Source organism: Acetobacter sp. UBA5411, from assembly GCF_002409645.1.
In the GTDB taxonomy this organism is placed as follows: Bacteria; Pseudomonadota; Alphaproteobacteria; order Acetobacterales; family Acetobacteraceae; genus Acetobacter.
Window position 1 is genome coordinate 1 of the sequence record NZ_DHNR01000003.1, and the last position, 5,639, is coordinate 5,639.

At 56.2% G+C, this 5,639-nt stretch carries 5 protein-coding genes; 2 read left to right on the forward strand and 3 right to left on the reverse strand.

Features of this window, described 5'->3' with window-relative positions:
- Window positions 1-63: 63 nt before the first annotated feature.
- Window positions 64-1,776, reverse strand: coding sequence for a D-lactate dehydrogenase (dld, locus tag B3759_RS00535; protein WP_291362635.1), 1,713 nt, complete (start codon window positions 1,774-1,776; stop codon window positions 64-66).
- Between the two features lie 255 nt (window positions 1,777-2,031).
- The gene (locus B3759_RS00540) at window positions 2,032-2,517 is read right to left on the reverse strand and encodes a hypothetical protein (RefSeq protein ID WP_291362637.1); all 486 of its coding nucleotides are present in this window, start codon (window positions 2,515-2,517) and stop codon (window positions 2,032-2,034) included.
- 91 nt (window positions 2,518-2,608) lie between these two features.
- On the opposite strand from B3759_RS00540, the gene prmC reads away from it, so the two are divergent.
- On the forward strand, window positions 2,609-3,463 hold the full coding sequence (prmC, locus tag B3759_RS00545; protein ID WP_291362639.1) for a peptide chain release factor N(5)-glutamine methyltransferase: 855 nt from the start codon (window positions 2,609-2,611) through the stop codon (window positions 3,461-3,463).
- 63 nt (window positions 3,464-3,526) lie between these two features.
- On the opposite strand, the gene B3759_RS00550 is transcribed toward prmC, so the two are convergent.
- On the reverse strand, window positions 3,527-4,729 hold the full coding sequence (locus B3759_RS00550; protein ID WP_291362641.1) for a D-alanyl-D-alanine carboxypeptidase family protein: 1,203 nt from the start codon (window positions 4,727-4,729) through the stop codon (window positions 3,527-3,529).
- A 337-nt stretch (window positions 4,730-5,066) separates the two neighbouring features.
- On the opposite strand from B3759_RS00550, the gene clpS reads away from it, so the two are divergent.
- Window positions 5,067-5,387 (forward strand): ATP-dependent Clp protease adapter ClpS, encoded by a 321-nt coding sequence (clpS, locus tag B3759_RS00555; RefSeq protein ID WP_077813012.1) that lies wholly within the window; start codon window positions 5,067-5,069, stop codon window positions 5,385-5,387.
- Window positions 5,388-5,639: the final 252 nt, after the last annotated feature.

The following is a 5,639-nucleotide window of genomic DNA, read 5'->3' on the forward strand; positions in this document are numbered from 1 at the left end:
AGCGACTTTTTCAACAGAATTAGACGAAAGCTGACACTCCCGCCCCATTACTTTCCACCGGCCTCAAACGCTCTCCGCCACCCAGTTCTTCCGTTTCGTCGCCTTGCCGATCCCCGGATTCATGCAGTTGCACGGATCGAGCGAGCGGTAGTGGTCCAGCATTTCCTGCGGTGCCTGATAGAGGTGGCCGACATTATGCTCGGCAGGGTATTTCGCACCACGAGCATCAAGGCCGGGCAGCATGGAATGTTCAACTTCCATGGCGTCATAACCCTTTTTCACGACGTAATCCTGATGCATCACATGGCACAGGAAGTGGCCGTAATAGAGTTTGACGATCAGCTTGTCCTCAATCTCTTTCGGTAGCGTCTCGAACCATTTCCGGTCATTGCGACGCAGGGCGACATCAAGTGCGACAATATCCTGCGCCTCGCGGGGGTGAACGGCGCGATAACGGATGGCGGCACCAGCGGCGGCGAAGCGATGCAGGAAGGCGCGCTTGCCTTCATCGTCAGTGCATTTGAAAAACTCGCCTGTCGCCTTGCCAAAGAATTCCGTCAGATAGGTTTCCACAGGGCCGGTCAGTTCGGCTGATACTTTCAGCATCAAATGGTGTTCGAACCGGTCACGGTAGTTCAGCATCCGCTGCGGAAGCTGTTGGGGCAGAAGGGTGCTCAGGGTCTGCATGACCCGGTCACTGAAATGTTCTGGCAGGAAGCCAAGTTTTTTGGCGTAGATATCGAAGCGGGACTTCAGGGCGAACATGGTCGGCAGCACTTTGGTGCCGCAGTAACGGATGACCGCAAACGTATCCTTGCCGTATTTTTCAGCAATGTTGAAAGCATCGCGGTGGATGTATTCACCGGCGATCGGCAGAGTGTCGAAACCTGTCAGTAAGTGACGGCGCAGGTCTTCCAGTTCATCGGTGCTGTTGGTTCCGATATAGAAAACGCTGGTGTTTTTCTCGGCCGGAAACGTGTCGAGACGCACGGCGAAGGTGACCAACTTGCCCGCGCTACCGGCGGCCTCGTGCCAGCGATGTGGGTCGGCGTTGAAGCGGGCAGGGGTATCGGCGTCGATTTCACGAACATGGCTGATATAATTGCCGTCATGGCCACGTCCGGCGTTCCAGTCGATATCGGCTTCGGAAAAGCTGCCCTCTTCCAGCTTGCGGAGCATGGCTTCCGGGTCATTGCCAAGCTGGATGCCCAGATGGTTGACGAGGCGAAGCTGTCCGTCCTCTCCAACCTGACCGAAAATCGCCATTTCAGTGTAAGCTGGTCCACGTTGCACAAGCGCGCCACCGGAGTTGTTGCTGACGCCACCTAGAACCGACGCACCGATACAGGAGGAACCGATCACCGAGTGAGGCTCGCGTCCGATCGCGGCCAGCTTGGCTTCCAGTTCATAAAGTGTGGCGCCCGGCAGGCACACGACCTGCTTGCCGTCGCCAATCAGATGCGAGCGATCCAGTCGCAGCGTGCTGATGAGCACGATATCGCGGTCATAATCGTTGCCGTCCGGTGTCGAGCCGCCCGTCAGGCCCGTGTTAGCGGCCTGCATGATGATGATCTTGCCGTCATCGGTGCAGGCTTTCGCCACGCGCCAGAGTTCCACAAGCGAGCCGGGCTGGACGACAGCCAGCACCTTGCCAGCCCCAAAGCGAAAACCATGCGTGAAGCGGTAAGTGGAGGCGTCGCCAGTCATGACGTGCGCGTGACCGACAATGGTTTTCAGGGTGGAAATGAGTTCAGGGCTATTCTGGAGAGACGACATTCTGAAAGGGCCTTGAAAGTTGTTGTTTTCTTATCTGGCCCACCATAGAGCGCCAAACGGAAGAAAGGCAGTGCTCAGGGAGAGTTGATGTATATTCTTTCGATATGGCAGATGTGAAAAAGATAAGATTTACGTCTGGAAAGGCCCAGTGTCGGCATCCTGTGACAGCCGATGACGATCAGATGCCAAGCACAAAAAGATGAGGCCCTGTTGCACAGAGCCTCGAATGTTCCACCTGACCATGTCCCGGAATGTTCAGCTTGTCGCGACCGTGCACGCGCCCTTGCGACCCGGCTCATGTTGAGCGGTAGCGGGCGAAGATGGGTCAATCAGATAGAAATCCGTGAAATTCTGTGCGCCCATCGCCTGAAAGACATGCCCGCTCGGATCGTAAAGCGTGCCCTGACTGGTGACGAGATGCGTCTCGGCCTTTCCTTCGGCGTTGCGCACTACAATCTCACCGCAGAGTGCGTAGGTATAGGATGGTTTGTCCGGGACGTTAATGACGGCGCGGCGTTGGGGCGTTTTTTCATCCAGCACCATGGTCGCCATCAGTTCGCCATCAATATAGAGCCGGGAAGTTTCGGAGACTTCCTGGGTCGCCTTGCCGTCTTCAACAACAAACTGCGTGGCCCAGGCTGAACCACCTGTCAGAGCAGCCATCGTGACCAGCAGACAGGCGGCTTTCAGGGAACGATAGACGTAAGGGCGAGAAAAGCCCGAAAGAGTGCGTGCAGTCATGAGAAACTGTCTCTCTCCGGTAGTGAGATGCTCGCCATCAACCGGCGATATGTGCAAAAACCGATGTCATGAAACAGCTTTATAATACGTTATGACGCCTGCAGACGATAGCCGGGCAGGGGCTTTGATCCGGTGGGCGGCAGCGTATCTTGATGAACACGGGATCGAGCTGGCCCGCAGGGAAGCCCGGCTGCTGTTCGAACTGGCCTACAGCAGGGAGGTCAGTTGGCAACTGACGCATGCTGACGAAATCATGCCCGAGACAGAACTGTTTGCCGATTTCGTGCGGCGTCGCGGTGCGGGTGAGCCGATGGCCTATCTCAGTGGCAGGAAGGGCTTCTGGACGCTTGATCTGGAAGTCACGCCAGACACGCTGATCCCGCGTGGTGATACAGAGACGCTTGTGGAAGCGCTTCTTCGGTATCGCCCAGACCGTCACTCCGTGGCATCGGTGCTGGATCTTGGGACTGGAAGTGGCTGCCTGCTGCTGGCAGCACTGAATGAATACCCTCAGGCTTTCGGAATAGGGGTAGATCGTGCCGAAAGGACAGCGAGACAGGCACGGAAAAACGCGAAGCTGAACGATCTGACGTCACGAGCGGATTTTGTGGTGGCTGACTGGAGTGATCCACTGAGTACCCGCTTCGACGTGGTTCTCTCCAATCCACCTTACATTCCGAAGAACGATATTCCCGGCCTGATGAAAGACGTGGTGGCGTATGAGCCGGGCGCTGCTCTCGATGGCGGCGATGATGGGCTGGACGCTTACCGTCAGATCATTCCCAGACTGACGGACCTGCTGCAACCGCAAGGGCTGGCCATTCTGGAGTTTGGGATCGGTCAAGAGGAGGATGTGGCGAATATCGCCCGGATGGCCGGTCTATCGGTTGTGGAACTCTGCGCCGATCTGGCGGGCATTACCCGAGCGATTGTTCTGTTGCGTTGAGGCCATTCATCAAGTCGGCGAGCTGCTGCCGACCTGATTGTGAACAACGTCGAGAAAATTTGCTCAGGTTTTGGAACGATGCGCGGGTTTGGCTGCGCTATGGAGCGAACGGGAAGCCTCGCTGCTCTTGGCGTGCTTTGTGATGGGAGAGCGCGCCACCACAAAATGAATGATGCCGAGCTTCTTGAGGCGACCACCACGTGGTGCTTCAGCAACCTGAAGTGGCTGCTTTTTGCCTAGACCACTGGCTGCATAGAGACGCAGTTGATGACGTCGGGACGCAGCGCTGGTGCCGCGGGCAATGACAAGCGGCCGGGGAGCGATCGCTCTTCTTTCGACTGGGGCGACGCCCTCATCCTGAAATCCCTGATCCATCAGGTCAGCCATTGTGCGGGTGCGTTCGGCATTGGAGGATGCGCCCATGACAACACCGACCAGCCGAACATTCTCACGAATGGCGGACGCCACGAGATTGAGACCTGCCTGCGCAGTGTAACCAGTCTTCATGCCGTCAGCGCCCGGATAAAACCGGAGCATCGGATTGTGGTTCGGAATTTCATGCCCGTGAAAATAGAAAACGGGTGTCGAGAAGTAGTGGTAGTCCTCGGGAAAATCTGAAATCAGACGGCGTCCGAGGGTGGCCAGATCCCGTGCGGTCGTGACCTGATCCGGATCGGGAAGGCCGGACGCATTGCGGAAGGTTGTGGATGTCATGCCAAGCGCATGGGCCTGTGCTGTCATCATGGCGGCGAAACGCACTTCATCACCGCCGACCAGTTCACCAAGCGCACAGGCCGCGTCATTGGCCGACTTGGTGACAAGTCCGAGAATGGCCTGCTCCACTGTGATGTAGGAGCCCGGCACGAGTCCGAGTTTGGACGGTTCACGGGTGGCGGCTCTCACGGAAACGGGAACGGCCTGATCCAGAGAGATCTGGCCGTTACGCAGTGCCTGAAACGCCATGTACAGAGTCATCAGCTTTGTGAGGCTGGCAGGGTAACGCTGAAGGTCAGGATTAATTTGCGCCAGCACTGTGCCGGAGCGTGCGTCTTCGATGAAGGCGCTCACATGTCCGACATACTGGGCGCGGGCAGAATCGACCGCGAAAAGGGATGAGAGAACGAGTGTGGCTGCGAGTCCTTTTTTGGGTGCGCGCCTGACTATCGATAACTCATTGATTTTAGAAAGGAAATTTTTTGCCTTGGAACGAGCGGATCCGTCATTCACTTCGGAGAAACAGGCCGGGAATCCACAGTTCTTTTTCATGGCGAAGCGCACAACAATCCTGATGGGTGTTTGGACAAGAGCTTAGCAGTGCCGAATCCATCGTCTAGAGGTAAAGTTACTAATATTTCGGAAAATGCAAAGCCGTCCGGGCGTTTGTGCGCAACAACTTTTTAAGAAAAATGGCGGCAAGGTGACAGGGTCACTCTGTGCACAACGCAGACTGACCATCAGAAAGGGTTCCGCTGGTCCGGTTCCTGATTTTTTGTTTCCTTGCGCAGTCGGGCGGTTTAGAGAAGCACGATAAGCGTGGCAGCCCGGCCTTCTCTGTCAGGAAGAGCGAGGGGAAATTTCGCCGCGGAGCAGCCGAGTGAGTTTCATGACGGAGAATTCAGAAGACAACACATCGGATATCGGCGTTCTGGTCAGGGCTGTTCCCAAGACCAGAAAGCCGTCGATGTACAAGGTCCTCATGCTGAATGACGACTACACGCCCATGGAATTCGTCGTGCATGTGCTGGAGCGGTTTTTTAACAAAAATCGCGATGAAGCCACCAATATCATGCTGCATGTGCACAAGAAGGGCGTGGGAGTCTGCGGCGTCTTCACGTACGAGGTTGCCGAAAGCAAGGTGTCCCTCGTCATGGATCTGGCAAGACAGAACCAGCATCCTCTTCAATGCACTATAGAGCGCGACTGAAAACAGCGGGCTTTGATCTGACAGCGCGATTCGATTGTATGGGGCGGAGGCTTTAACCGGGCCTGTCCGGTAGCACGCCCGCGGCCTGAGATCAGGTGCGGCTGCAATCTTCAGTAAACTGAACAGATTTATTCAGGAAAACAGGGCGCTGCCGCGTAGGACAGGCCCCGTTCTGTTACGACTTCAGGAGTCGTGTTCGTCTTTCTCGGACGGGACATCAATGTCGGAACTGATGTCGTCGGCATCATCATC